Genomic DNA, 25153 nt, shown 5'->3' on the forward strand with positions numbered 1-25153 from the left:
CGCGAGCGGTACGGCGCGCCGGCGACCTCGCGAGATGCCGGAATGCCGCCCGGCGATGGCGGGGATCCGCCGCTTTCCCCGTCGCAACGATGTTAAACGCCTCTTCATGGAATGACACCGGAATATCGACAAATGACCGGGTAGGGTCGGTACGCGAGCGCGGCATCACGGTTTCGCCGTGGAAGTGAACGTGAAGCTGAGGCAGCGCCGCGCTCGCACCCAATCCCGCATCGGAGACCTCGCATGAAAGGTACAGTCACGGCAGCGCTGTTGGTTGCGGCTACGCTGGCATTGTCGGCGTGCGGCAAGAGCGGCGAAATGACACCCTCGTCCGCGGCTCCCGATCACGCGGCGAGCACGCAGGCCCCCGCCGCCATGCCGCCGGCCACGCCGTCGCCAGCGACGCCGGCGAGCACGCCCACCCCCGCAGCCACCAGCGCCGCCCCGCCATCGGCTTCGACTGCCGGAAGCGGGACGAACCCGCAGCAGTAGCGACACCCCGGGAATCCCGCGGCCGTCGCACGGCCGATGGAAGGCCCGCCACGGCGCGTGCCCATGATCGTCGAAGACGGCCCGGATCCGGGCCGTCTTCGCGACGGCGCGGGCAACCTGGTCGGAAGCAAGGTCCGCCAGACGCCGGCAACGGCGACCAGGTGGAACAGCAGGCTCGCCCGTTCATTGCCCGGGGTGGTACACGCGCTCGGTGTGTCCCTTGAGCTGGTCGGGCCAGAAGTACACCGTGCGCAAGTCGCCGCTGGCGTAGCGTTCCGCCTCGTCGGCAAAGTGCGGAGAGTCGGGGTGGCCGCTTTCGCCGCCGGCGGTGACGGCGCGCGCGCTCACCCGCGGGCCGAACTCCACCACGGCGAGGAAACTGTTGCCGCTCGAGCCGTAGTAGCGTTTCGTGCCCGGCCACCGGTGTGCGCCGAACGAGGCCAGTGAACCCCAGCGTGACGAAACGAAGGGCACCGGGATGCTGGGCTTGCCATCGTCGAAGTGCGGCCGGATCGCGTCGTCGAGGCGCTGGAAGCGGTTGATCTGGCCCCAGGCCACGCCCCAGCTGCCGAAGTCCTGGGTGAGGCGGTCCACCGCCTCGTCGAGCGTGTGCAGGCGCTCCTGCGCCTCGCTGTCGCGCGCTATGGCGTCGTAGGGCGAGATGCCGGCGGCCTTCGCCCTAGGCACGCTTTCATCCCACAGGATGTCGCCCCAGAACACCGCCAGCGAAGTGGGCATGGAGGCGATGCCCCAGCGGTAGTCCCAGTGGCGCAGCAGTTCGACCGGGCCGGCCAGCTTCGCCTTCAGCGGATTGCTGGCGGGCAGGGCGTCGTAGTCCTTCATGAGGATGGGAATGAGCTTGGCGAACTCGGGCAGGTAGGCGTCGAAGGCGTCGGTGATCAGCTTCGGTTTGCTGAAGCCGCGGGCGCCGGTGAGCAGGCGCGTGGCGTGGAGGCCGCGCGGGTTTTCGCCGAAGCTGTCCATGTAACGGGGGAAGTCCGCCTGCCTAGGGCTGTACTTGCCGGCGGCGGAGTACGGCCAGTCGTTGGTGTTCATCACCCAGCCGTTCGGCGGGTTCACTGCCTGCGGCAGTTCGTTCAAGGGCGTGAGGCCGTGCCAGTCGGTGGCCGGGTCGCTGCCGTCCACCGGCTTGGTGTAGTCGAAGCGGTTGTCGCGCTTCGGCACGAACTGCGGCATCAGGAAGGCGATCTCGCCCTTGTCGTCGGCAAACAACGTGTTGTTGGAGGAGTTGGCCTTGAGCTCGGCCACCTTCATGTAGCTCGCGTAGTCGTGCGCCTTGGTGCGCAGCCAGCTCTGCTCCAGTGCGGCGACAGGCTTGTCCATCAGCGCCTCGGCGATCCATTTGCCGTCTTCGCTCTTCACGATGGGGCCATGATGGGTGAAGTACGCGCTGAAGCGGCGTGTCTTCAGCGAGCCGTCGGCGGTGCGGTAGCGCACGGCGATCGCGCGCTCGGTCACCGGGCGCAGCTCCTTGCCGTAGCGGTAATACGGCTTGCCGTCCTGCTGCACGATGGTTTCGGCGAACTCGTCCACCGCGTCGAGACCGGTGGAAGTATGCATCCAGCCGATGTGCCGGTTGAAGCCCTGGTAGACGAAGAACTGGCCCCAGGTCACCGCGCCGTAGGCATCCAGCCCTTCGTCGCTGGCCATCTGCAGTTCGGAGCGGAAATAGAACGAGGTGTGCGGGTTGATCCACAGCAGCGCATGGCCGTCGGTGGTGAGCCTGGGCGCGATCGCGATGCCGTTGGAGCCGGTAGGCTCGGCCCAGCTCGGCGGTCGGGCCTGCGCGAGTTGGGGATGGGCGTTGCCGTAGAACGCGGCGAGGTCCTTCAGCGAGACGCGCTCGATATCCCCGCCGATGCTGCCTTCGGTGAAGGACAGCGCCATCCACGGCTCGAAATGCGCGATCACCTTCGGATGCACCTCCGGGTGGGTGGCGAGGTACCAGTTGAGGCCGTCGGCCCAGGCGCCCATCAGCTTCCGCAGCCAGGCGGGGCTCTGCGCGTAGAGCCGCTTCAGCGCCGCCGGGTCGGTCCAGAGCTGCTGACGCAGGTCCTGCCAGATCGCGGACTCGCCTTCGGCTTGTGCCGTCCAGCCCAGCGCGGTGAGGTAGTTCGCCTCCACGCGGTTGAAGTCGTCCTCGGCCTGGGCGTAGGCCATGCCGAACACCGCGTCGGCGTCGGTCCTGCCGTGCACGTGGGCAATGCCCCAATCGTCGCGGGTGATCGTGACCGCCTGCGCTTCGCGTTGCAGGCGCGCGTGGTCCGCGGATTGCGCCGGCACCGAGACGGCGCAACCCAGCGCAAGCAGGAGCAGCCACGGCCGGACGCGGCGCAGGACGGCGATCGGACGGCGTGCGGGCATGCGGGTTCCCCGTGGCATGGGCCCGGCCGGCGCGCGGTGGCAAGGCCTCCGTCGGGGCGGACAGGCGGACGGGGCATCTTGCGTCGGGCGAACTGATCCGGCAAGCGATCCAGGGGCGCGGCAGCGCACGGCCCATGCAAACGGACAGGCCCGCGACGGCGGGCCTGTCCTTCGTGCGCATCCCTGCTGCGGATCAATGGCGCCTGTCGTCGCGCCGATCCTGGTGGGCGGCCGGCGCGGCGCGACCCTGCGGGGCCTCGGGTCGCGCCTGCTGTGCGGGCCGCGCCTGCGCCGGTCGATACGCGGGCTGCGCAAAGTGCGGCGCCGGACGGTAGGTCTGCGTCGGCGAGCCCTGCGGCCGGTACGGCATGCCGCGGTCGCCCCTGTCTGCCGGGTGGTAGCGGATCGATGCGCGGTTGGGCTGCGCCTCGTAGGCGTTCGGCCTCGCCTGCCCGCGGTCCGGGGACGCCGGGTTGTAGCGGTTCCCGCCGGCCGGTCGCATCGCCGCATTGCCATGCGGCGCGAAGCTGGCCGAACGCAGCGCGTTGCCGCGTTGCGGGCTGCCGGCGGCCTGCGGCGCGGGGCGGGTCTCGTGCCTCGCCATCGATGCCGGCGCGACACCGTGCCCGTTGAACATGCCCGCGCGCGGCGTGGCCGCGATTGGGGGCCTGCCGTGGTTCTGCGAGGCACGCAGCGAAGGCATGCGGCTGGCCATGGCGCGCTGCTGCAGCTGCGCCGACACCGGCGCGGTGTGCGGCTCGCGGGCCCATGCCAGCTGCTGCGGCGTGGCGCGGATGGCGATGCCGTGCGGGCCGCCGTTGTAGCTGGTGCGGTTGACGATCGTGGTGCGGTTGATCACCGTCCTGTTGTAGACGTTGGTGATGTTGTTGGTGACGTGGTTCACCGTGCGGTTGTAGTAAAAGCCGTTGCCGCGCCAGTAGCCGCCCTCGTAGCCGCGGCCGTCGTAGCCGTAGCCGTAGTCGATGCCGCCGTAGAAACCCACGTGGCGACCCCAGTAGCCGGCATGGAAGATGTAGACGCCGCCGCTCCAGCCCCAGTAGCCCGGGGTCCACAGCGCACCGACAAACGGCGCCAGCACCCAGGTGCCCGGCACCCAGTAGTAGTCGTAGCCGTCCCAGGCCCAGTAACCCGGTGTCCAGATGTAACCCGGGCCGGGTATGGCCGGCTGCACGTAGACCGGCAGCGCCGGCGGCGCGATGTTCACCGAGACGAACACGCCGGCGTGCGCACGGCCCGGTATGGCGGCGAGCGCGGCCGCAGCGAGCAGGATCGCCGCACCGCGCACCAGCCATTGCTGGCGCAGCGAAAAGCGGTTCGTGGTGATGCGGTTGCGCATGGCGACCTCCCGGTGGCGGTGTGTGCATCAATAACGCAGGAGCGCTCGTGCTGGCGACGGACCTTCCAGGGCGGATTGCGCATCGGTTCAGCAGCGCCTGCCGGCAGGCGGTCCGCTGTTGCCGCGGTAAACCTTGTGCGCCAAGGGCTGGCGGCTTTTCGTACCGCAGCTTAACCGGTGCGGATCCGCGGCCGCTGCGGCCGTCGGCCGCCGCCCCGGGATTCGGCACCGGTACGCACAGCATTGGCGGCATGAGGTCGGCAGCATCCATCGAGCCGCGTGACAATCGGACTTCAGCACACGAGGACATCCATCGCCGGCCTGGCGATGGAGCGCGGCCGGCTTGCGGGCGCCCGGCCCCCGAGTCGGCCGTCGGACGGCAGTACCGAGCCGGGCATCACAACCGACCAAGGAGAATCACATGCATACCCGTTTTGAACGTACCGGTGCACTCACCGAACTGGGCAGCTACCCGCAGTGGGCGCAGGACATGGTGGCCGATTGCGAGCAGGCCAAGCAGGGCGTACTCAACCACGAGATGTGGGCGCAGATGGGCGAAGCGCGCCTCGACCCGGCATCCACGCGCAACTTCATGGTGGGCGTGTGGCCGGTGATCGAGCGCTTTCCGGCCTACATGGCCCACAACCTGCTGAAGACCCGCTACGGCCGGAGCCCGGGCGACAACCTCGCCAGGCGCTGGTTGGTGCGCAACATCCGCGTCGAACAGAACCATGCCGAGTATTGGCTGAACTGGGCCGAGGGGGCCGGGGTGCCGGAGGAGGAGGTCACGACGGGGCGGCCGCCGTCGGGCAGCCAGGCGCTCGCGGCATGGTGCGAGGAGGCGAGCCGCAGCGGCGACCTGGCGGCTGGCATCGTGGCCACCAATTACGCCGTGGAAGGAGCCACCGGCGAATGGTCGCAGCGGATCTTCGAAAGCACGGCCTACGCGGAGAGCCTGCCGAAGGAGGGACGTGCCAGGAGCCTGCGTTGGCTTCAACTTCACGCGGCCTATGACGATACTCATCCCTGGGAGGCGCTGGAGATCGTCTGCACCCTGGTCGGCACGACACCCGGGACGGACCAGGTCCAGCACTTGGGGGAATGCGTGCGCCGCAGTTACACGAGCATGTACATCACTCTGGACCATTGCATCGAGAAGCAGGGCAGGCCGGGCCTGCGGGCAGGTGCTGCAGCCTGATTCCACGGGCCTTTGACAGGGGGCGCGCCCGCAACATGGCGCGCTTGTTGCTTTAGAATCGGCACGATGCAGAGCATGACTTCCAACCAGCGAAGGTCATTGTCGCAGCACCTGTTACCGCTGGCGGTTGCGCTGTCGTTGGTGGTCGGCCTGGTCTTGGCGTTGACCTGGGGAGCTCTGCAGGTCCAGGTCACTCTCGCCGGTTTCCTCAACGGCGAGAGTGTCTGGTCCAAGGCGCAGAAGCAGGCGGTGATCGACCTCGAGATCTACGCCCAGGACGGTCGTGCCGACGTGCTGGCCGACTACCGCAAGAACATGGCGCTGCTCGCCTCGGACCGCTGGGCCCGCGACGCCATCGCCAGCGGTCGTTTCGACCACGCCAGGGTCCGGCAGGCGTTCCGCGACGCGCACGTGATACCGGAAGCGATCGACGGCATGATTTTCATGCTGCGTTACTTCTCGTCGGCGCCGTACATGAACCGCGCCATCGCGGCGTGGTATTCCACCGATGCCACCATCGACGGGCTGGACCGCATCGCCGACGAATTGCAGTACGCCCACGCAGACGGCAGCATCACGCCGGCCATGGTGGCGGCGGCGCGCGCACGCATCACGGAGTCCAACCGGTTCATCGAACCGCGCAGCAACCTGTTCTCGTCGCAGATCGCCGACGGCGCCGCCTGGATCGGCACCGTGCTGTTCCTGACCGTGCTGGCGGCAGCCGTGGTTGCCTCGCTGCTGTGGCTGCGCATGGCGCGCCGCATCCTGCAAGGCATACGCGGCAGCGAGGAACGCTATCGCCTGCTGTTCGACAGTGCGAACGACGCGATCCTGATGATCGACGAAAGCCGTGGCCGTATCCTCGAGGCGAACCACACGGCCAAGGCCTGGATCGGTGGGACCGGCGGCCCGCTGGAAGGACGTCCGTTCGACGCCATCTTCGCCGGCGGGCTGCAGGCGCAGACCAGGCGGGGCGCGATCGGCATGCTGCTGGCCGACGACGGCAAGCAGCGCCCGGTGGAGATCGAGAGCAGCCTGGTCACCTGGGGCGGCCGCCAGGTGCGGCAGGCGATCATCCGCGACATTTCCGAGCGCGTGACGATGGAGCGCGAGCGCCGGGTGGCCGCCGAGGCACTGGCCGGCATCGCCGAGGGCGTGATCATCGCCGATGCCGAGCGCCGGGTGGTCTCGGTCAATGCCGCCCATGCCGAAATCACCGGCTTCGACGCCCAGGCCCTGCTGGGGCGGCGCTTCGACGAGACCCGCCGCATGCCCGACGGCGAGCCGCTGCCGGAATCGGTCTGGAGCGGACTGGCGGGCGGCCGCCACTGGAACGGGGAGGTGCAGAGCCGGCGCCAGGACGGCAGCGTCTACCCCGAGCAGCTGAGCATCAGCGCGATCCGCGACGCACAGCACCACGTGCTGCATTACGTGGCGGTGTTCAGCAATATCCACGTGGCCAAGGCGCAACGGCAGCGGCTGGAGTACATGGCCACGCACGATCCGCTGACCGGGCTGGCCAACCGCGTCGCCTTCGAGCGGCAGGTCAGCGCCGCGATCGCCATGGCGTCGCGCTCGCGCACCGCGATCGCGCTGCTGTTCATCGACCTGGACGCGTTCAAGATTGTCAACGACAGCTACAGCCATGCGCTGGGCGACCGCGTGCTGCAGAAGGTCGCCGAACGGATCGGGCGGCAACTCTCCGAGCGGGACGTGGCCGGCCGCATCGGCGGCGACGAGTTCACCGTGCTGCTGGACCGGCTCGAATTGCGCGAGGATGCCGGCGTGGTGGCCGAGCGCCTGCTCGACTGCCTGGCCGAGCCGATCGTGGTGGACGATTGCGAGATCGTGCTCAGCGCCAGCATCGGCATCGCCGGCTATCCGCTGGACGGCGGCGACGCGACCACGCTGATCGCCAATGCCGATGCGGCGATGTACGTGGCCAAGAGCACCGAGCGCAACACGCTGCGGTTTTACACGCCGATCATGCAGGCCGATGCGCGCCAGCGCCTGCAGCTGGTATCCGAGTTGCGCCGCGCGCTGGCCAGCGAGGAATTCAGCCTGCGCTACCAGCCCAGCATGGACCTGCGCAGCGGCCGCATCGTGGCGGTGGAGGCGCTGCTGCGCTGGGAACACCCCGAGCGCGGCGAGCTCTCCCCGGGCGAATTCGTCGCAGTGGCCGAGAGCCTCGGTTTGATCCGCCGCATCGACGAATGGGTGCTGCGCACCGTCTGTCGGCAGATTCGCGACTGGGACCGCGCCGGCATGCCGCAGATCCGGGTGGCGGTGAACGTGTCCGCGCGCTGGCTGACGCATCCCGCCTTCGTCGACGGATTGGGCCGGGCGCTGCGTGAGCACCATGTCGCTCCGCAGCGCATGGTGCTGGAGATCACCGAGGGCGCCATGCTGGGGCTCGGCGACGACACTGAGCGCACCATGCGCGCGCTGCACGACCTGGGCATCGAGGTGGCCATCGACGACTTCGGCACGGGCTATTCCTCGATGGCTTACCTCAAGCTGCCCGCGGTGACCTGGCTGAAGATCGACCGTTCCTTCGTCACCGGGCTGCCGAAGGGCGTCAACGACGTGGCGATCGTCGAGGCGATGCTGGCGATGGCGCGCAGCCTGGGGCTGGGCACCATCGCCGAGGGCATCGAGCACGAGGCCCAGCACCAGTTCCTGCTGAAGGCCGGTTGCGACGAGGGGCAGGGCTACCTGTATTCCTACCCGCTGCCGGCCGCGGCGCTAGAGCGCCTGATGAACCCGCGCCCGACGCCGACCCGCCTCAGCCTGGTGCCGCCCAAGCAGCCATAGCGCCGCCCGCGCCTATGGCATATACAGCGCGGGGAACCACTGCCGCAGGTTGGCGACCTTGGGCGCGTCGTTGATCACGATGTAGAGGTCGTTCGGGTGCTGGCTGGCGTAGTCCTGGTGCCAGCTTTCCGCCGGATAGAAGGCCTTGAGCGGCACCAGCTGGGTGACGATGGGCGCGGCATAGACGTGCGCCTTGCCGAGTTGGGCGAGGTAGGCAGCGGCGATGCGCTGCTGCTCGGGGCTGGCGTAGAAGACCACCGAGCGGTACTGCGTGCCGCTGTCCGGCCCCTGCCGGTTGAGCTCGGTGGGATCCGCGACGACCGAGAAGAACACCTGCAGCAGCTGGCCGTAGCTGACCTGGGCCGGGTCGAACAGCAGCTTCACCGATTCGGCGTGGCCGGTGTCCCCCTCGCTGACCTGGTCGTAGTGCGCGGTCGCGGCGTCGCCGCCGCTGTAGCCGGCCCAGGTCTTGCGCACGCCCTTGATGTGCTCGAACACCTCCTGCACGCCCCAGAAGCAGCCACCGGCGAACACCGCGACTTCTTCCCGATGCGCGGCGGCAGGGGGCGCATCCAGCGCCGGCACCGGCAGTTTCGTGGCGGCCGTGGCCGCGGGCGGCAGCGCGCAGGCGCCGAGCAGGCCCAGGGCGAGCGCGGCGCCCAGGGTGCGCAGGGATGGAGGGCAAGCGGACATGGCGGACCTCGCGAGGATGCTTCGATCGCTATTCGCCGGCAGCGTCGGGTCGGTTACCTGCGCCCGCCCGATGTTACCGTGGGCGCCCCTACCGGGAGCCCCATGCATGTCCGAAGCAATCGACCTGGCCGCCTACCTGCAACGCATCGGCTATCGCGATGCGCCCAGGCCCGACGCGCCGACGCTGCGCGCGCTGGCGGTGGCGCACGCGGCGGCGATCCCGTTCGAAAACCTCGATCCGCTGTGCGGGGTGCGGGTGCGGCTGGAGCCGGATGCGCTCGAACGCAAGCTGCTGCACGAAGGCCGTGGCGGCTACTGCTTCGAGCAGAACCTGCTGTTCGCTGCCGCGCTGCGTGCCATCGGCTTCAAGGTGCACGGACTGATCGCGCGCGTGCTGTGGAACCAGCCGGAGGACGCGGTCACTGCGCAGACCCACATGCTGCTCAGGGTGGAGGCGGACGGTGAAAGCTGGCTCACCGACGTGGGTTTTGGCAGCATGAATCTGGCCGGCGCCCTGCGTCTGGAAGCCGACCTGGAGCAGGCCACAGGACTGGAGCCGTTCCGACTGGTGGAACGGGATGGCGAGTGGCGCATGCAGGCCTGCGTGCGTGGCGACTGGCTGACGCTCTACCGCTTCGACCTGCAGCCGCGCGAGTTCATCGACTACGTGGTGGCGAACCACTACGTGTCCACCTATCCGCAGTCGAATTTCGTGCAGCACCTGATCGCGGCACGCACCATGGGCGACCGCCGGCTGACCCTGCGCGGCCGCGAGTTCACCGTGCGTCGGCCCGGTGCGGAGCCGGAGCGGCGCACGCTGGGCGACAGCACGGAGGTGTGCCGGGTGCTGGAGCAGGAGTTCGGGCTGCGCCTGCCGGATCGCGCCGCGCTGGAGCGGCGGCTGGACGTTCTATCCGGTTAGCCAGGCAAGTCGGTCAGTTCGGGTCGGACAGCACGTGGATCTCCTCGTCGCCGATGCTCACCACCTGGCCAGCGTGAATCTTGCAGGTCTTGCGCAGTTCGACGGCGCCATCCACTCGCACCGTGCCGCTCGCCACCAGGTGCTTGCCGGCGCCGCCGCTGTCGCAGAGGCCGACCAGTTTCAGCAGCAGGTTCAGTTCGACGTAGTCGCCGTACAGTTCGAATTCGTGATGGGCCATGGCGTTCCGATTTGTGTCACTGCGTGGCGGGGATGGCGGCGGTCATGTCCGCCGGCAGCGCGAGGAAGGCGAAGAACGGGCGGTCCGCGTCCTGCGCGAACGTGGCGGCGTCGTCGAGGATGCCGAGCAGCACGTCGTAGTCGCGATCGGCGCCGCGCTGCAGTTCTTCGCTGTGTTCGAACAGCAGCACATGGCCCCAGCCCGGGAGCCAGCCCGGATCGCGCAGGCAGTCCGCCAGCGCGTCCCAGTTCTGGCCGAAATCGGCGGGCAGTCCCAGCGACGTGGCGAGGCGCTGCAGCAGTGCCGCCTTGTCGCGGCAGCCGGCGAGGTCGACGCGGCACACGGCCAGCTCGTCACGCGTGGCGTTCGCGGCCAGCCGGTGGAGATCGGCATCGCCCACGAAGTACACGCCGTTCTGGCTGGGGCACGTGAGGTCGGGGTCGAGCGGCGATGTGTTCATCGGGGCGGCGCGAACCGGCGGAAGCTGCGGTAATGGTCGTCGGTGTAGTAGTACACCTCGGGCGGTGTCCCGCCGGTGATGATGCGACGTGCGCCGCGGTTGTGCGCTCCGGGCGTGTCCACCGTGTATTCGTGGTAGTAGCCGCGCGGCTGCTTCGGCAGGAGACCCTCGTAGTTGCCGAACACCACGCCGTCCTGCAGGTGCGGGAAGGGACCGCCGCGCGCGATCAGCGCCAGCGTGTCATGCGCCTCGGGTGGCAGGAACGCCGGCCATGCGGCGTCGCCGCTTCCCTGCGTCGCTGTCGTCGGGGAGGCAGGTCCCGGCGTCTGCGCCTGCCGGGTCCACGCGAATGCGACGGCGAGCACCGCGAGTGCGAGCAAGGGCTTCCAGTAGCGCATGCGGGTGGTCGGTGGGGAGCGGGCGGCGAGTATAGGGATGATCTGATCCATTCTGCACAAACGGCACCGGCTTCGACGGCCTGATTTTCCCGTTCGCAGGAATTTGCGTGCGCGGCCATCTGTGCCTGGCGTTGTTCGAGCACCACCGCAGCGGCTTCTGTGTGGGCCTGGGCCTGGTCGCGCTGGCCTTCGGCCTGTACGCGCGGCGCCATCGCGAGCAGGACAATTACCGCGCCGGAGCACCGCGCCGCAGCAGCTCGGCCAGCGCGGTGCCGACCACCAGCCAGCACCCGCCCAGCGCATAACCGGCCAGCACGTCGCTGAGGTAGTGCGCCCGCAGCAGCACGCGGCTGAAGCCGATGACGGTGATCATCGCCACCGCGGCGGCGACCGTGTCCCGATGGCGAGGCGGCGGCCACTGGCGCAACAGCAGGTAGGCGAGCAGACCGAAGAACACCATCGATCCCGCGGCGTGGCCGCTGGGGAAGCTGAAGCCGGTCTCGACGGTGAATCCGTGGCCGCCGAACGGACGCGGTCGCTGCATGAGCTGCTTGACGAGATGGTCGCTGCCCGCAGTACCGCCGAGTGCGATGCACCAGGGCAGGAACAGCCGCCAGCGGCGGCGCAGCGCCAGCACCAGGGCGACCACGCCGGCGGCCAAGGCGATCAGCACGGGATCGCCCAGTTGGGTGACGGCGCCGAAGGGCCGCAGCACTCCCGGCGAGAGCCGGTCGCGCAGGTGTTGCGCCAGCGCCGTGTCGAAGCGCGCCAGCGCGGTTTGCGTCCACACCACCCAGGCCAGCAGGCCGAACACGGCCACCAGCAGCAGCAGCAGGATCGCGGCGGTGCCCGGACGCAGCGCGAGGTAGCCGTTCCGGCCGGTCGCCGCCAGCCGGCGGCGGCGCGCGCGGCGCCAGAGGAGATCGCCGGCGAGCAAGGCCAGGATCAGCACGGCGGCCAACAGCGCCAGGGCGTGCTGGCTGGTCCAGAGGGAGAGGGCGTCCATGGGGCTCCGGCAGCTTCCGGGTGACGGCGAAGCTTGCCGGATGGCGGTCGTGACTTCCAGCGCTGGCCCTGCCGCGACTTTGCCGCGATAGTGGCGCGGTTCGTGCCACCGGAGTCCGCGATGTTCCAGCGTCAGCTTTCCCTGCGCCTTGCCGTGTGCAGCGCGCTGCTCACCCTTGCCTCCACGGCGTCGGCCCAGGTTGCAGTGGCGCCGGCGCCGCCGCCAACCGCCGCGGCTGTCACGCAGCCGGCGCTGCCGGCCCAGCTGCAGGATTTCGACGCCTACATGGCCAACACGCTGAAGACCTTCAAGGTGCCCGGCATCGCCGTGGCCATCGTGAAGGACGGCAAGGTGGTGCTGGCCAGGGGCTACGGCGTGCGCGAGCTGGGCAAGCCGGACAAGGTCGACGCGGACACGCTGTTCGCCATCGCCTCCAACACCAAGGCGTTCACCGCCGCCGCGCTGCAGATGCTGGCCGACCAGGGCAAGCTGGACATGGACGGCCGGGTGATCGACTACCTGCCGGGGTTCCGCATGAGCGACCCCTACGTGACACACGAGATGCGCATCCGCGACCTGCTGGCGCATCGCAGCGGCCTCAGCCTGGGCGCGGGCGATCTCCTCTACTGGCCGCCCACCAGCTACACCACCGAGGATGTGGTGAAGCGCCTCGCCGACGTGCCGATCAAGAGCAGCTTCCGCGGCCACTACGCCTACGACAACATCCTGTTCGCGGTGGCGACCCTGGTGATCGAGAAGGTCTCCGGCCAGAGTTATGCCGACTTCATCCGCCAGCACATCTTCCAGCCGGTAGGCATGGGCGAGTCGCTGGTGGACATGACCTACCTGAGGCCCGGCATGGACGCGGCCAGCGGCCATGCGCCCTACGACTTCAAGGACGTGAAGCCGGTGCCGCCCATGGCCTGGCTCAACGACCCCGGCGCGGGCGGCATCTACGCCAGCGTCAACGACCTCGCCAAGTGGATGAACGTGCAGCTGGCCGGCGGCGAGTTGCCGGACGGCAAGCGCCTGTTCTCCGAGAAGAGCCATCAGGCGATGTGGTCGACGCTGACCCCGATCCCGGTCGGCAAGCCGCCGATTCCCGAACTGGCGCCGCTGGTGCCGCAGTTCTCCGGCTACGGCGAGGGCTGGTTCCTCAGCGACTACATGGGCCAGAAACTCGTCTGGCACACCGGTGGCTGGCCGGGCTTCGTGTCGCGCCTCACCCTGGTGCCGGGCCGGCACCTTGGCGTGGTGGTGCTGACCAACCAGCAGTCCGGCGCTGCGTTCAACGCGGTTACCTATCGCGTGCTCGATGCCTACCTCAACCCCGCGCACAAGACCGACTGGGTGGCGGTGTACGGCAAGGCGGTGAAGCAGGGCGAGGCCAAGGCCGACGACAGCTGGGCGAAGCACGAGGCCGCGCGCGACAAGAACGCCAAGCCTTCGCTGCCGCTGTCCGGCTACGTGGGCACCTACCGCGACCCGTGGTACGGCGACATCCTGGTCAGCAACGAGGGCGGCACGTTGCGCCTGCGCTTCACCAAGACGAAGCAGCTGGTCGGCACGATGACGCCGTGGCAGCACGACACCTTCATCGTGCGCTGGGACGATCGTTCGCTCAACGCCGACGCCTTCGTCAATTTCGCACTGGACGACGACGGCCACGTGCGCGAGATGCGCATGCAGCCGATCTCGCCCATGACCGACTTCAGCTTCGACTTCCAGGACCTGCGGCCGGTGCCGGTGAAGGTTGCCGCGAAGCAGGATCGATAGCTTGAGTCCCTCTCCCGCTGGGGGGCCATGGATGGTCCTGCTCTGAAGAGCGGGGAAGGGGGGGGTGAGGGTCCGGTCGAAGCGGAATGTGCGTCGGCTCCGGGGCCTCATCCGCCCCTCGGGCACTTTTTCCCGGAGGGAGAAAGGGAGTCGTACCACCACGTTGCCACACCAAAGGGGATCATCATGCGTCCAAGTCGTCCCGCCGCCGCCGCCGCCTCCGCGTTGCTGAGCTGCGGCCTGCTGTTCTCCGTCGCCACATTCGCGCGCGACACGGCGCCCGCCGTACCCGCACATCGTCTCTTCCACGTGCAACTGGGCAGCACCCAGACGCAACCGGTGTCCGGCCGCCTGCTGCTGTTCGCGATCGACGCGAAGGATGCCGAGGCCGCGGCGAAGGAGCATGGCGGCGACGGCAAGGTGGGGGAGGTGGACACCAGCCCGTTCTTCCCCACCCAGACTGCAGTGGCCGCGCGCGAGTTGAGCCGGCTGGCGCCGGGGCAGGTCGTCGACATCGACGCCGACGAGATCGCGTTCCCCCGGGGCTGGTCGCAGCTACCGGCGGGCGACTACTACGTGCAGGCCGTGCTCGACGTGCACCATGACTACAACTACCACGGCCGCGACGGCGGGGACCTGGTGAGCAAGGTGGTGAAGCTGCACCTGCCCATGGCCGCCACGCCCGGCCTGACGCTCACGGACACGCTGCCGGAACGAAAGGCGTGGGACATCCCGAAGCGCTACATGAGCGGGACGACGCTCAGGCACTTCGATGAGGCGCGCCAGCACACGCAGGCCATCGACTTCGTCAGCCCGGCGTTGAGCGCGTTCTGGGGCCGGCCCATCCACATGCGCGGCTGGGTGATGCTGCCGCCGGGCTACGATCCCAAGGCGGCCACGACGTATCCCACGGTGTACTTCACGCACGGCTACGGCGGCGATGCGGACACGCTGGCGGGCAGCGCCGCCATGGTCTACGGCGCCACGGCGGAAAAGCAGATGCCGCCGATGATCTGGGTGTTCCTCGACCAGTCCAGCCCCACCGGGACCACGGAATTCGCCGATTCGGTGAACAACGGTCCGTGGGGCGTGGCGCTCACCACCGAGCTGATCCCGCAGCTGGAGAAGACCTACCGCATGGACGCGAAGCCCAGCGGCCGCTTCCTGCAAGGCCATTCGTCGGGCGGCTGGGCCACGCTGTGGCTGCAGACGCGTTATCCGAAGATCTTCGGCGGCACCTGGTCCACCTCGCCCGATCCCAGCGACTTCCACGACTTCACCGGGGTCGACCTGTACGCACCGCACGCCAACGTCTACCACAAGAGCGACGGCACGGCCTATCCGCTGGTGCGCGACAAGGGCAAGGTGCTGGCCACCTTCCAGCAGTTCGCGCAGCTGGAACGCGTGCTCGGCCCCTACGGTGGCCAGATGGCCTCGTTCGACTGGGTGTTCTCGCCCAAGGGCAAGGACGGCCGCCCCGAGCCGATGTTCAACCGCGACACCGGGGACGTCGATCCCGCCGTGGTGGCGTACTGGCGCGACCACTACGACATCGCATACCGCCTGCAGCAGCGCTGGCCCGAGCTGAAGGGCGACCTGGACGGCAAGATCCACCTCTATGTAGGCACCGCCGACACCTTTTATCTCGACGGCGCAGCGCACAAGTTGAAAACGGTGCTCGATGGCCTGCATGCGAAATCCGACATCCGCTTCATCCCGGACCGCACGCATTTCGACCTGTACGCCGTCGGCAAGGATCGCCAGGGGCTGCTGAAGGAAATCAGCTGGCAGATGTACGCGGTGGCGCGGCCGCATTCGACGCTGAAACCAGTGGCCGCCACGGCGCCCTGAGCGGCGGCGGCGGGGTGCGGGTCCCTGGCCTGCACCGTGCCGCCACGACGACGCGGTGCGGAAACCGCGCCGCGGCACCATCCGATGCGAGGCGGTGGCCTGACCTACCCCGGCGAGCGGGGCGAGGCAGACTCCGGGATGAACAGCGTGCGCGTCGTCGCGTTGCGATCACGTGGTTTTGCAGCATAGTCGCGCGGCAAGCGCGGGGATCACTGGCGCTTGGGCTGCCATGGCGCACGGTCCGGTCCTGCCGAGATGGACGGGCCGGGCGCGCATGGGCGGTGGCACGGCGCCCGCTGCGAGGGGGGGCGTCGGTCGCCGTAAGAACCAAACATCGCGTGGGAGGGAGTCTGAAGATGAAAGCGTCCATCGTGTTTTCCCTGGCCTTTGGCTGCCTGCTGGCCATGCCGGCTGTTCAGGCGCAGCAGTCTGCCGCGCCCGCCGGTTCCACCGGCCAGTGCAAGGACGGCAGCTACACCAGCAATGCCACCAAGCGAGGCTCCTGCAAAGGCCACAAGGGCGTGAAGGAGTGGTATGCCGCCGACGCCGCCCCGGCCAAGGCATCGAAGAAGGCGGCCGGCGCGGAAGCGGCAGCCCCGGCTGCCGCCGCCGCTCCGGCTGCCGCGCCGAAGAAGTCCATGGCCTGGACCAAGCCGGCTGCCACCGCGGCCCCGGGAGGCGGCCCGGGTATGGTCTGGGTCAACGACAGCAGCAAGGTCTACCACTGCCCCGGCGACAAGTGGTACGGCAAGACCAAGCACGGCGAGTACATGAGCGAGGCCGACGCCAAGGCCAAGGGCAACCATCCCGAGCGCGGCAAGGCCTGCAAGCCGTAAGCCGAGGCTGCAGGAAACGGACGAAGGCCGGCGCAAGCCGGCCTTCGTCGTTTCACGATGCCGGCAGCGTGCCGGCGATCGATGGGCGGATCGACGCGACCGGCACGTCGGCGCCTGTCGCGAAGGCAACGCCGGAAAAGACTCACCGGAAACGGACCTGGGCGGCCGCAGGCGGTTCGCGGCAGGCCATGCAGCAGGCGATCACCACGCAGCTGGACCGGGTCCGGCGACCACTGACCTCTCCGTGCATGGGAGAGGCGGCCGAACGCGTCGCCGCTCACGCTGCCCGGCGTCAGTGAGCCCTGGCCGCACGCGGTCCGGGCGTCGCCGTCACGAGGCCTGGGACGGCGCGGCGGGGCTGTCCTCGCCCAGCGGCCCCAGCGTGCGCACCACCATGCTCTGCGGCGTGGACAGCGGCAACTGCGCCTCGCGCAGGCGGCCGAGGATGTCGAACAGGATGTCGCTCTTCACCGCTCCCACGTCGCGCGGGCTGTGCACGTAGGAGGTGATGCTGAAGGTCATCGAGCTGGCATTGATGTTGTCCAGCCGCACCACCGGCGGCGGGGTGTTCAGCGTGGCGGGGTGCGCCTTCAGCGCGTCCTGCATCAGCTGGCGCGCGCGCGCCGCGTCGGTGTCCAGCGGCATGGGCAGCAGGATGCGCACGCGGCCCTGCGCGCTGGCGTGGGTCACGTTGCGCACGTTCTGGGTGATCAGCTGCGAATTCGGCACGATCACGGTGGAGCGGTCCCACAGCTGGATCTCGGTGGCGCGCACGTTGATGCGACGGATGTCGCCTTCGACCTCGCTGGATAGGCTCACCCAGTCGCCCACCTTCACCGGCCGCTCCACCAGCAGGATCAGCCCGGAGATGAAGTTCTGCACCACCGCCTGCAGGCCGAAGCCGATGCCCACGGACAGTGCGCTGGCGATCCAGGCGATGCTCTGCAGGCTCACGTTGAGCGCCGCCAGCGCCAGCGCGAACACCAGTACGCCGCCCAGGTAGCCGAGCAGGGTGACGATGGAGTCGCGCATGCCCGCATCCATCGCGGTGGTGGGCAGCAACTGGTCCCGCAGCCAGCGCTTGAGCATGCGCAGCGCCACCAGCCCCAGTACGAACACCGCGATCGCGCCCAGCACCGTGCCGGGCTCGATGTTGAGCTGGCCCAGCTTGAGTCCGCTGAACAGCTGCAGCGTGCGCTGCGCCAGCTCCGTCGGGCCGGCGTCGAAGGGTGCCAGCACCAGCGCCAGGGCGGCCAGCGCCAGCAGCACCCGGGTGATGCCGGTAAGCACGGTGGCAGCCTGTTCCAGCGTGCCGCCGGCCAGGTCGAAACCGGCCTGCAGATGCTTGCCGCTGCGGCCATGCGGCGACAGCAGTGTCTCGAACAGGTCACGCACCAGCTGCATCAGCAGGTACAGGCAGGCGGCCACCAGGCCTGTCCACAGCATCTGCCAGGCCACGAAGAAGGCCAGCGCGATGAAGCCGGTGCAGACCGCCAGCCAGCACAACACCACGCCCAGTGCCGCGGCGAAGCTGAGCAGGCCGACCCACAGCGGCCGGCGTGGCTGGGGGTCGCCCGTCGCGTCGACCTCGCGCCGCGCACGACGCAGGTGCAGCAGCATCATGCCGACCAGCGCGCTGACCAGCAGGGCCAGCAGCGCGTGCAGCAACACCGTGGCCGGCAGGCTGGAGCCGATGCTGCGGATGATTCGTTCCGTCAGCCACACCAGCAGCGAGGCGCCGCCCAGCAGCCACGGAAAACGCCGCAACCGCGTCGCCGCGGGATCCGACAGAGGCAGCAGCCGCCACGACGCGCGCGTGGCCGACAACAAGGCGCTGCCCAGTCCGGCCATCAGGGCGGAGAAGCAGACCGCGCGCACCATCGACGCGGCCATCGCGTCCAGGTCGCTGTCCAGGGTATCGTTCCAGTCAATGCCCGCGTGCACGAGCGCGGCGGCCAGCCCGATCACCAGCGTGGTGGACAGCGCCATCACCGTGGCCATCGCACTGCGGCGCAGGTGGCCGTCCGGCAGCCAGCGTGCGGCGACGAGTTGCCACAGCCGTTGCAGCGTCCAGCGGCCGCCGGCGAGCAGCAGCGCGGCCGCCGCCAGGCACAGCAGCAGCGGCTGCCGGTTCGGCGGCTGCCACGCGTCGCCCCAGGCCTCGGACCAGCGCGCGGAAAGGCGTTGGAAGCGGGCCAGGTCATTCGGCAGCGAGCGCGACTGTTCGGACCAGAACGCGTGGCCGAGCGGCGTATCCGTGCGGGCGGCCAGCCGGGCCTGGAACTGGTCGTTGCGCAGGCCGGTGATCTGCGCCACCAGTTGCAAGGCGTCGAGGCCCAGCGACTTCGCCTGCACGATCTGCGCGTTGAGGCCGGCCTGCGCCTTGTCCAGCTGGCGTCGTTGCGCGGCCACCTCCGGTGCCTCCGGCGGCGCGCCCTTGGCCGGCGGCGGTCCCAGCACGGTGAGCTGGGCCTGCAGGGCAGCCATCTGCGGCGCGAGGCTGTCGGCCAGCTGGCGCGCCTGGTCCTGCACCTGCATCGCGCTGGTGCGCAGGTCGGCCAGCGGGGTGCTGCCGGCCTTGCCGTCCTGCGCATCCTTCAGCCCGACCTTGACTTTATCGAGCTGATCGCCGAGTTGCTGCAGGGTCTGCGCTGGCGTGGCGGCAGGTGCGGTGGTGTCCGTGTCGGCGTGCGCCCGGGCAGGGGCGGTGCCGCAAACCAGCACCAGGGCCAGCAGGAGGGCAGGAAAGACCGGAAGGCAACGGGGCAGGGTGGGCATCCCGGCATGATCCGAGCCGCGGCGCAGGCGGTCAATCCGCGGCCGCGACCGGGCATGGCAGTCGTTCAGCGGCGGTGTCCTGCGCGGGTGTTGCGTACCCGGTGATAGGCACCGTCGCGGCAGGCGCGAATCCGCCGATGGCACTGCTGGCCCTGTTGTTCCCGTTGGCGGCGCTGCTGCTGATTGCGCGTGGCGTGGCCGACCATCGCCGTTTCCGGCCACTGTGCGAACGGTTGCTGCAGCTCCGCGGCAAGGCAGGCGAGGCATGAACGCGCCGTCGCGCATCGGCGCGGTGATGGCGCTGGATCGGCTGGTGCACGAGCCGGCGCGGCTGTTGATCCTCGCCGTGCTGGTCAATGCGAAGGAAAGTGGAGTTCGGCTTCCTCGAACAGGTCAGCGGTCTCAGCAAGGGCAACCTTTCCAGCCACTTTGGCAAGCTGGAGGCGGGTGGCCTGGTCGAGGTGAAGAAGAGTTTCCGCGGCAAGCGCCCGCTCACCGAGTTGCGCATAACCGCTGCCGGCCGCAAGGCGCTGGCCGATTACCGGCAGAGCCTTGCGATGGTGGTGCAGGAGCTGCCTGCACTCAACGCCCCGGCGAAGCGGAAGTAGGGCGGCTGTCGCCCGTTTTTCGATCCATCGATCAAGGGAAGCCAGTCCATGTCGGGTGCCATCGCCGCCATATTCATCATTATTTTCGTCGTCGCGTATGCCAGCTACCGGAAGCGGACGAAGAAATAAGGCCGACCCTTGCGAAGCGGTGGGCGCGCACCCACGCTAGGGACTTCCCGGCATGGCGTGCGCCCCATGGTCTTCCGCTGGTTCGAATCCCTGATCGACGCGTTCAAGGAACCCGTCGACGGCATGCCGCCGGCCTCGGTGGGGCGCTTCTACGCGTTCTACCTGCGCCAGGTGTGGCCGGTGTTCCTTGCGGTGGTCGTGGTGGGCTTGTTGGTGGCGGGCATCGAGGTGTCGCTGTTCGGCTTCATCGGCCGCGTGGTGGACCTGGCGAAGGAAGCGCCGTCCGCGGATTTCTTCCAGCGTCACGGGCGCGAGCTGCTGTGGATGGCGGTGGTGATCGTGGTGGCGCGGCCGATCTTCAACGCGCTGCACGACCTGCTGGTGAACCAGGCCATCGTGCCCAGCCTCACCACCCGCATCCGCTGGCAGAACCATCGCTATGTGATCCGCCAGAGCCTGGGCTTCTTCCAGAACGACTACGCCGGGCGCATCGCCAACCGCATCATGCAGACCGGCAGTTCCCTGCGGCAGTCGGCGGTGCAGATCGTGGACGCGATCTGGTACGTGGTGGTCTACACCGGCAGCGCGGCGGCGCTGTTCGCGCACGCCAATGCGTGGCTCGCGTTGCCGCTGCTGGGCTGGGTGGTGCTGTACGTGGGCGCGCTGGCGTTGTTCATCCCGCGCGTCAAGCAGCGTTCGTGGCTGGCCTCGGCGGCGCGTTCCAAGCTGATGGGCCGCATCGTGGACGGCTATGGCAACGTGCTCACGCTGAAACTGTTCGCGCACGGCCGCCGCGAAGAAGCCTACGTGGCCGAGGCGATGGCCGAGCAGACCGAAAAGACCCAGCGCATGACCCGCGTCACCACCGTGATGGATGCCAGCATCACCACGCTGAACGGGCTGCTGATCGCCGGCACCTCGGCACTGGCGCTGTGGCTGTGGAGCGAGGGCAAGGTGACGGTGGGCGCGATCGCGCTGTCCACCGGCCTGGTGATCCGCATCAGCAACATGTCCGGCTGGATCATGTGGGTGGTCAACGGCATCTTCGAGGACGTGGGCACGGTGCAGGACGGCATCACCACCATCGCGCAGCCGCGCGCCGTGCAGGACCGCGAGGGTGCAATGCCGCTGGAAGTGACCCGCGGCGCCGTGCACTTCCGCGACATCCATTTCCACTACGGCAAGAAAGGCGGCGTGATCGCGGGACTGGACCTGACCGTGCGCGCGGGCGAGAAGATCGGCCTCGTGGGGCCGAGCGGCGCGGGCAAGTCCACCCTGGTCAACGTGCTGCTGCGCCTTTACGACCTCGAAGGCGGGCAGATCACCATCGACGGCCAGGACGTGGCCCAGGTGACCCAGGAAAGCCTGCGCTCGCAGATCGGCGTGGTGACCCAGGACACCTCGCTGCTGCACCGTTCGATCCGCGACAACATCCTCTATGGCCGGCCTGACGCCAGCGAAGCGCAGCTTGCCGATGCCGTGCGTAAAGCGCGTGCCGACGAGTTCATCCCGACGCTGCTCGACGGCGAGGGCCACGCAGGCTACGAGGCGCTGGTGGGCGAGCGCGGCGTGAAGCTCAGCGGCGGCCAGCGCCAGCGCATCGCCATCGCCCGCGTGCTGCTAAAGGACGCGCCTATCCTCGTGCTGGACGAGGCCACCAGTGCGCTCGATTCCGAGGCGGAGGCGGCGATCCAGGACAGCCTGGACCTGCTGATGCAGGGCAAGACGGTGATCGCCATCGCCCACCGCCTTTCCACCATCGCGCGCATGGATCGCCTCGTGGTGCTGGACAAGGGCCGCATCCTGGAAACCGGAACGCACGCCGAACTGGTTGCCAGCAACGGGCTCTACGCGCGCTTGTGGAAGCGCCAGACCGGAGGCTTCGTGGCGGTGGAGGACGAATCGGCGTGATCGGGATGCTTGTGCCTCCTGCCTGCCGCGGCAGGGCGCGGGCATCGTGCCCTGCAGCCGTCGGGCCACGCTCCAGCGCGGGCCCGGTTCAGGCGATCAGCTCGCGGTGCGGGTTGCGGCCAAACGGGTTCGCGCTGTCCAGGCGCAGGGCTGCTGCGAGGTAGGCCCAGAGACCTTCGGGCGGCGCAGTATGCTCGGGCGGCGCGCCGGCGCGGCCTTGCCGTCCCGCGGTGCCGGTCTTGACGTACTTGCCGATGACCGTGGCCGTGCCACCCGGCGCATGGTCCGAACCCGGCAGTGTCCGGCTGAACTCACCGGTCAGCAGCGTCACCACGTTGCGCCGCGGCAGGGCCATCACGCGATCGAGGAAGGTGATCAGCGAGGGCGTGATGGGCGCCATGATGTCGCGCGCCAGCGTCCCGGTGTCGTCGTGGTGCGTGTCGAATTGCCGGTCGGGGCGTCCGGTGTAGGCCGGCTGCGCGAAGATCACGCCGGCGCCGGCGTGGATCATCGATTCGACGCCGGCGAAGGTCGCGCGCTGGTTGTCGATGGCGGTGCTTGCGGCAGGTACGCCGTACGCGCTGCGGATGGCGTCGAGTTGCCCAGCGGGCAAATGCCCGTGTGCCTCGTCGAGCCTCAACACGCGCTCCAGTCCTGCGCGACTCTCCGCAGGGGGCGCCGCAGCGACGCCGACCGGCAGGCCGAGGCTGTTCACGACCACGCAGCGGTTCGCTGCATCCGGCATCGCTGCGGCCATGCGTAGCAACCGGCTGCGCCCCCCGCTTTCCAGTACCGCAGCACGGGCATCCGTGTGCGGGTACAGGCCATGCCGGAAATCGATCGAAGCCATGTGCGCCAGGGCAATGCCGGGCAGCGCGCCCAGCGATCCGGCGTCGACGCAGAGGCCGTTGCCGAGATGGCGAACGTTGTCGGCAGTCACCCTGAACCCGCCGCTGGAAAGAAACGAGTCCGCGCTGTTGAACAGACCCGCCGGGCCACCGTTGAGCCAGAGTACGACGAGGGTCGGCCGTTCGGGCGCGTCGCGGGTTTCCGCCAGCAGGGGTCGGCTGCCCAGCGCGAGCGCCCCCGCGATGGCTGCGCCCGCCTTGAGTACCGTACGTCGCGAGATGGGGTGGTCGCTCATCGGATGTCTCCGGTCGTGCCTGTGTCGTGGGTGGTGTGGCGCTGCGCCGGCGAGGCCCGGGCGTCGTTGCCGTGGAGCCGCCGCTCGGCCAGAATCAGCCTAGTGGTGTCTGCATATCGACAGGAGGCCATGTTGTGTCGCATTCCAGACAACGCCCCGCTTTGACCCCGGCGTGGCCGGCGACCGCGCTGACCAGGGACTATCCGAAGGGCTGCCTGATACCGCGGCATCGGCACAAACGTGGCCAGCTCATCTACGCCGCGTCGGGCGTAATGCAGGTGACGACCCCCGAGGGCATCTGGATCGTGCCGCCGCAGCGTTCGTTGTGGGTGCCTGCGGCGATGCCGCACGAGATCCGCATGGAAGGCCATGTCGCGATACGCACGTTGTATCTGGACCGGGTCGCGGGGGCGCCGCTGGGCGGCCATTGCAGGATCCTGGCGATTACGGATCTGCTCCGCGAACTCATCCTGGCGATGGTCGGCGCATACGGGGCCAGGGATGCACAACGCATGCACATGATGTTGCCGCTGCTGCTGCACGAACTGCATGGCGCCGACGAGTCGGCGATCCACATTCCCACGCCGTCCGATCCCCGGTTGAGGAAAGTGTGCGGCCGCCTGCTGGCCGACCCATCACGGGCCGAGACGCTCGACCAGCTGGCGCAACAGGTTGGCGCGAGCAGCCGAACCCTGGCGCGGCTCTTCGAGAGCGAATTGAAGATGAGCTTCGCGCGTTGGCGACAGCACGTGCGGCTGGCCCGCGCGCTCAGCCGGTTGAATTCCGGCGCTTCGATCAAGAGCGTGGCGCGTGACGCCGGCTACGCCAGTTGCAGCGCCTTCTGCGTCATGTTCCATCGGGTCATGGGCATCACGCCCACCGGCTACGGCAGGCGGATGGCCGGCTGAGCCGCGGGATCGCCGCCTGGTCCAGCTGCGCCGATCCGCGCAGGACGAGGCGTGACCGCGCGCGACGCCGGCGGCGATCATTCCGCAACGGCCGCGGAATGATCGTGCCGCCGTGGCCTACAAGCCGATCGCGGCTTCCGCCTTCACGTACGGCAGGCCATGCGCTTCGGCCACCGGCGCGCAGGTCACCTTGCCTTCGCAGACGTTGAGGCCGTTGCGCAGGTGCATGTCCTGCGCCAGCGCCTGCTTCCAGCCGTGGTTGGCCAGCGCCAGCGCGAACGGCAGGGTGACGTTGTTGAGCGCGAAGGTGGAGGTGCGTGCCACCGCGCCCGGCATGTTGGCGACACAGTAGTGCACCACGCCTTCCACCACGTAGGTCGGGTCGGCGTGGGTGGTGGCGTGCGAAGTTTCCACGCAGCCGCCCTGGTCGATGGCGACGTCGACGATCACCGAGCCCGGTTTCATGGTCTTCAGCATGTCGCGGGTGACCAGCTTCGGCGCGGCGGCGCCTGGGATCAGCACGGTGCCGATCAGGAGGTCGGCGCGGCGCACCAGCTCCTCGATGGCGGCGCGGGTGGAGAACACGGTGGAGATCGCGGTGCCGAACTGTGCGGCGAGGCGCTTCAGCGCGTCGGCCGAGCGGTCCACCACGGTGACCTTGGCGCCCATGCCCACGGCAATGGTCGCCGCGTGGGTGCCGGACACGCCGCCGCCGAGGATCACCACTTCCGCTGCCGACACGCCAGGCACGCCGCCCAGCAGCACGCCGCGGCCGCCCTGCGCCTTCTCCAGCGAATGCGCACCCACCTGCGGGGCGAGGCGCCCGGCCACTTCGGACATCGGCGTCAGCAGTGGCAGCGTGCCGTTCGGGGCGGTCACGGTCTCGTAGGCGACGCAGATGGCGCCGGAGTCGATCAGGTCCCTGGTCTGTTCCAGGTCGGGAGCGAGGTGCAGGTAGGTGAACAGGATCTGGCCCCTGCGGAGCTTCTTGCGCTCCACCGCCAGCGGCTCCTTCACCTTCACGATCATGTCGGCTTCGGCAAAAATCGGGTCGGGGCCGCGCGCGATGCTGGCGCCCGCCGCGACATAGTCGGCGTCGCTGATGCCCGCACCCAGGCCGGCGCCGGTTTCCACCACCACCGGGTGGCCGTGGTGCACCAGTTCCTGCACGGACGAGGGGATGAGGCCCACGCGGTATTCGTGGTTCTTGATTTCCTTCGGCACACCGATGCGCATGGCTACGGATCTC

General features: G+C 69.1%; 22 protein-coding genes. 12 read left to right on the forward strand and 10 right to left on the reverse strand.

Annotated features, from left to right (window positions below):
* Window positions 1–675: 675 nt before the first annotated feature.
* Both AC2EWF_RS10525 and AC2EWF_RS10530 read right to left on the reverse strand, forming a co-directional pair.
* A complete protein-coding gene (locus AC2EWF_RS10525; protein ID WP_483639330.1) occupies window positions 676–2877 on the reverse strand; it encodes a penicillin acylase family protein in 2202 nt (733 codons plus the stop codon).
* A gap of 193 nt (window positions 2878–3070) precedes the next feature.
* Window positions 3071–4234 carry a YXWGXW repeat-containing protein gene (locus AC2EWF_RS10530; protein ID WP_483639331.1) on the reverse strand — a complete coding sequence of 388 codons (1164 nt, stop codon included), beginning with the start codon at window positions 4232–4234 and terminating at the stop codon, window positions 3071–3073.
* Between the two features lie 421 nt (window positions 4235–4655).
* Here AC2EWF_RS10530 and AC2EWF_RS10535 point away from each other — a divergent pair, with 421 nt between their 5' ends.
* The gene (locus AC2EWF_RS10535) at window positions 4656–5432 is read left to right on the forward strand and encodes an iron-containing redox enzyme family protein (RefSeq protein ID WP_483639332.1); all 777 of its coding nucleotides are present in this window, start codon (window positions 4656–4658) and stop codon (window positions 5430–5432) included.
* A 75-nt stretch (window positions 5433–5507) separates the two neighbouring features.
* On the forward strand, window positions 5508–8246 hold the full coding sequence (locus AC2EWF_RS10540; RefSeq protein WP_483639333.1) for a putative bifunctional diguanylate cyclase/phosphodiesterase: 2739 nt from the start codon (window positions 5508–5510) through the stop codon (window positions 8244–8246).
* 12 nt (window positions 8247–8258) lie between these two features.
* On the opposite strand, the gene msrA is transcribed toward AC2EWF_RS10540, so the two are convergent.
* Window positions 8259–8939 (reverse strand): peptide-methionine (S)-S-oxide reductase MsrA, encoded by a 681-nt coding sequence (gene msrA, locus AC2EWF_RS10545; RefSeq protein ID WP_483639334.1) that lies wholly within the window; start codon window positions 8937–8939, stop codon window positions 8259–8261.
* A gap of 106 nt (window positions 8940–9045) precedes the next feature.
* Between msrA and AC2EWF_RS10550 the strand changes: the two genes are divergently transcribed.
* Window positions 9046–9861 (forward strand): arylamine N-acetyltransferase family protein, encoded by an 816-nt coding sequence (locus AC2EWF_RS10550; RefSeq protein ID WP_483639335.1) that lies wholly within the window; start codon window positions 9046–9048, stop codon window positions 9859–9861.
* Between the two features lie 13 nt (window positions 9862–9874).
* On the opposite strand, the gene AC2EWF_RS10555 is transcribed toward AC2EWF_RS10550, so the two are convergent.
* From AC2EWF_RS10555 to AC2EWF_RS10565, 3 genes are read right to left on the reverse strand one after another with little or no spacing between them, the layout of a single operon-like run.
* Window positions 9875–10099, reverse strand: coding sequence for an RNA-binding S4 domain-containing protein (locus AC2EWF_RS10555; RefSeq protein ID WP_483639336.1), 225 nt, complete (start codon window positions 10097–10099; stop codon window positions 9875–9877).
* 16 nt (window positions 10100–10115) lie between these two features.
* Entirely contained in the window at window positions 10116–10559 is a 444-nt protein-coding gene (locus AC2EWF_RS10560) for a barstar family protein (protein WP_483639337.1), read from the reverse strand.
* Window positions 10556–10957 carry a guanyl-specific ribonuclease gene (locus AC2EWF_RS10565; RefSeq protein ID WP_483639801.1) on the reverse strand — a complete coding sequence of 134 codons (402 nt, stop codon included), beginning with the start codon at window positions 10955–10957 and terminating at the stop codon, window positions 10556–10558. The genes AC2EWF_RS10560 and AC2EWF_RS10565 overlap by 4 nt, the downstream gene beginning before the upstream one ends.
* Before the next feature lie 107 nt (window positions 10958–11064).
* Here AC2EWF_RS10565 and AC2EWF_RS10570 point away from each other — a divergent pair, with 107 nt between their 5' ends.
* Window positions 11065–11262 (forward strand): hypothetical protein, encoded by a 198-nt coding sequence (locus AC2EWF_RS10570; RefSeq protein ID WP_483639338.1) that lies wholly within the window; start codon window positions 11065–11067, stop codon window positions 11260–11262.
* Here AC2EWF_RS10570 and AC2EWF_RS10575 read toward each other — a convergent pair.
* On the reverse strand, window positions 11184–11963 hold the full coding sequence (locus tag AC2EWF_RS10575; RefSeq protein ID WP_483639339.1) for a phosphatase PAP2 family protein: 780 nt from the start codon (window positions 11961–11963) through the stop codon (window positions 11184–11186). The genes AC2EWF_RS10570 and AC2EWF_RS10575 overlap by 79 nt on opposite strands.
* Before the next feature lie 120 nt (window positions 11964–12083).
* Here AC2EWF_RS10575 and AC2EWF_RS10580 point away from each other — a divergent pair, with 120 nt between their 5' ends.
* From AC2EWF_RS10580 to AC2EWF_RS10595, 4 genes are all read left to right on the forward strand, one after another.
* Window positions 12084–13739, forward strand: a complete 1656-nt coding sequence (locus AC2EWF_RS10580) for a serine hydrolase (RefSeq protein WP_483639340.1) — start codon at window positions 12084–12086, stop codon at window positions 13737–13739.
* Window positions 13740–13925: 186 nt separating this feature from the next.
* Complete coding sequence (locus AC2EWF_RS10585) at window positions 13926–15590, forward strand: alpha/beta hydrolase (RefSeq protein ID WP_483639341.1); 1665 nt, start codon at window positions 13926–13928, stop codon at window positions 15588–15590.
* A gap of 356 nt (window positions 15591–15946) precedes the next feature.
* Window positions 15947–16426, forward strand: a complete 480-nt coding sequence (locus AC2EWF_RS10590; RefSeq protein WP_483639342.1) for a DUF3761 domain-containing protein — start codon at window positions 15947–15949, stop codon at window positions 16424–16426.
* Between the two features lie 68 nt (window positions 16427–16494).
* Window positions 16495–16725, forward strand: a complete 231-nt coding sequence (locus tag AC2EWF_RS10595; RefSeq protein ID WP_483639343.1) for a hypothetical protein — start codon at window positions 16495–16497, stop codon at window positions 16723–16725.
* Between the two features lie 31 nt (window positions 16726–16756).
* Here AC2EWF_RS10595 and AC2EWF_RS10600 read toward each other — a convergent pair whose 3' ends face one another.
* On the reverse strand, window positions 16757–19204 hold the full coding sequence (locus AC2EWF_RS10600) for a DUF3772 domain-containing protein (protein ID WP_483639344.1): 2448 nt from the start codon (window positions 19202–19204) through the stop codon (window positions 16757–16759).
* Window positions 19205–19341: 137 nt separating this feature from the next.
* On the opposite strand from AC2EWF_RS10600, the gene AC2EWF_RS10605 reads away from it, so the two are divergent.
* From AC2EWF_RS10605 to AC2EWF_RS10615, 3 genes are all read left to right on the forward strand, one after another.
* On the forward strand, window positions 19342–19473 hold the full coding sequence (locus tag AC2EWF_RS10605) for a hypothetical protein (protein WP_483639345.1): 132 nt from the start codon (window positions 19342–19344) through the stop codon (window positions 19471–19473).
* Between the two features lie 87 nt (window positions 19474–19560).
* Complete coding sequence (locus tag AC2EWF_RS10610) at window positions 19561–19812, forward strand: transcriptional regulator (protein ID WP_483639346.1); 252 nt, start codon at window positions 19561–19563, stop codon at window positions 19810–19812.
* 195 nt (window positions 19813–20007) lie between these two features.
* A complete protein-coding gene (locus tag AC2EWF_RS10615; protein ID WP_483639347.1) occupies window positions 20008–21852 on the forward strand; it encodes an ABC transporter ATP-binding protein in 1845 nt (614 codons plus the stop codon).
* 88 nt (window positions 21853–21940) lie between these two features.
* On the opposite strand, the gene AC2EWF_RS10620 is transcribed toward AC2EWF_RS10615, so the two are convergent.
* Entirely contained in the window at window positions 21941–22996 is a 1056-nt protein-coding gene (locus AC2EWF_RS10620; protein ID WP_483639348.1) for a twin-arginine translocation signal domain-containing protein, read from the reverse strand.
* A gap of 71 nt (window positions 22997–23067) precedes the next feature.
* Here AC2EWF_RS10620 and AC2EWF_RS10625 point away from each other — a divergent pair, with 71 nt between their 5' ends.
* Window positions 23068–23904, forward strand: coding sequence for an AraC family transcriptional regulator (locus AC2EWF_RS10625; protein ID WP_483639349.1), 837 nt, complete (start codon window positions 23068–23070; stop codon window positions 23902–23904).
* Between the two features lie 117 nt (window positions 23905–24021).
* On the opposite strand, the gene ald is transcribed toward AC2EWF_RS10625, so the two are convergent.
* Window positions 24022–25140: an alanine dehydrogenase gene (ald, locus tag AC2EWF_RS10630; RefSeq protein WP_483639350.1), complete on the reverse strand. Its 1119-nt coding sequence runs from the start codon at window positions 25138–25140 to the stop codon at window positions 24022–24024.
* Window positions 25141–25153: the final 13 nt, after the last annotated feature.

Source organism: Rhodanobacter sp. sgz306013 (genome assembly GCF_057031145.1).